The sequence below is a fragment of the Halorubrum tibetense genome (assembly GCF_042661865.1).
GTDB lineage: Archaea > Halobacteriota > Halobacteria > Halobacteriales > Haloferacaceae > Halorubrum > Halorubrum tibetense.
The window spans coordinates 1-1,613 of sequence record NZ_JBHSWW010000402.1 but is presented as its reverse complement, the minus strand read 5'-3'; the positions used below and the strand labels follow the sequence as shown (position 1 = coordinate 1,613).

2 protein-coding genes are annotated in these 1,613 nt (G+C 71.5%); both read right to left on the bottom strand.

Annotated features, from left to right (window positions below; genetic code table 11):
• Positions 1-195 precede the first annotated feature (195 nt).
• Positions 196-1,125, bottom strand: a complete 930-nt coding sequence (locus tag ACFQEU_RS15545) for an aminotransferase class IV (RefSeq protein WP_379783637.1) — start codon at positions 1,123-1,125, stop codon at positions 196-198.
• Positions 1,118-1,613, bottom strand: a 496-nt coding sequence (locus ACFQEU_RS15540; protein WP_379783635.1) for an anthranilate synthase component II, incomplete at its 5' end; no start/stop codon positions are given. The genes ACFQEU_RS15540 and ACFQEU_RS15545, both read right to left, overlap by 8 nt.

Sequence of the window (1,613 nt, the reverse complement as noted above, 5' to 3'; positions counted from 1 at the left end):
GCCGGTTCGAGCTCATCGCCGCGCTCCAGCTCGGTGGCGAGCTCGCGCTCGCGCTGGCGTCGGTCCTCGTCCGCGGCCTGCTTCTCGCGTCCGCGCTTGTCGTCTGCCATCCGTCACGTAGGGTCTCTGGAGGGATAACGCTGCGGCCGGCCCGTCCGGTACGGCTCCGATGCCGGCAGCGAGCCCGTCCGACGCTCACAGCCGCTCGCCGTCGTAGTAGCGCTCCTCCACACGCCGGTCGAACAGTCGCGCGAGCAGCGTCGTCAGCGGGCCGGCGACCCCCTCACCGTCGGCGTCGACGGCCAGCCCGTCGACCCGTGTGACGGGCCGTACCTCCCACGTGGAGTTCGTGAGGAACACCTCGTCGGCCTCGCGCACGTCGCTCGGTGTGTACGTCCCCTCCTCGACCGGGATCCCCTCGTCTTCGGCGGTCTCGATGACGGTCTCGCGGGTGATCCCGGGGAGCACGGGGCCGTCGAGCGACGGCGTCTTGAGCGCGCTGCCGTCGGCGAAAAAGACGTTCGCGGTCGCCCCCTCGGCGACGTGGCCGTCGGGGTCGAGGATCAGCGCTTCGTCCGCGCCCGTCACCCGGAGCTCGAGCCTGGCGAGGATCCCGTTGAGGTAGTTGTGGGTCTTCGCGGCCGCCGGGATCGCGCGGTCAGGGATCTTCCGGGTCTTCGTCGTCTGCAGGGTTGCGGGACCGTCGTGAGCGGGAGACGAGTCGACGCCGCCGCGCGGGAGGGGGGTGGCGATCACGACGACGGTCGGGTCGATCTCGGGCTGGGGATCGAGCGTTCCCGGCTGGCGGCCGCGGGTGATCGAGCACTTGACGTACGCGTCCGTGAGGTCGTTGGCGGCGAGCGTCTCGTCGATCCGGCCCTTCAGATCCGCGTCCGACAGCCCGTGGTCCAGCGCGAGCGTCTCGCAGGTGTCGGCGAGCCGGTCGGCGTGTGCGTCCCACCGGAACACCTCGCCGCCGTAGGCTCGAAGCGTCTCGAACGCGGCGTCGCCGTAGGCGAACCCGCGGTCCTCGACGTGGACGGTCGCCGCGGCGGCGGGGACGAGCTCCCCGTCGACATGGTAGCGCAGGTCGGTGGGTTCCGGGGACTCTCCCGAGTCACTCATGGGTCTCACACAGGTCGACGAAGTTCCGCACCATCCGTTTCCCCTCCGGCGTGAGGATGCTCTCGGGGTGGAACTGCACGCCGACGTGCGGCTTCTCGCGATGGCGCACGCCCATCACCACCTCGCGTTCGTCCTCGGTTCGGGCGGTCTCGACCAGCTCCGCGGGGAGGTCGTCGCGCTCGACGCACAGGGAGTGGTACCGTCCGACCCTGAGCCGGTCCGGAAGCCCCGCGAAGACCCCCCTCCCGTCGTGGCTGATCGTCGAGGGCTTCCCGTGGACGACCTCCGGGGCGTGCCCCACGCGACTTCCCCGGCTGGCACACAGCGCCTGGTGGCCGAGACAGACACCGAAGACGGGGCGGTCGAGTTCGAAGGCGTCGATCGACACCCCCGCGGACTGCGGGGTCCCCGGCCCCGGCGAGACGACGACGCCGTCGGCGTCGAGTCGCCGGATCGCCGCGAGGTCGATCGCGTCGTTCCGCCGGACC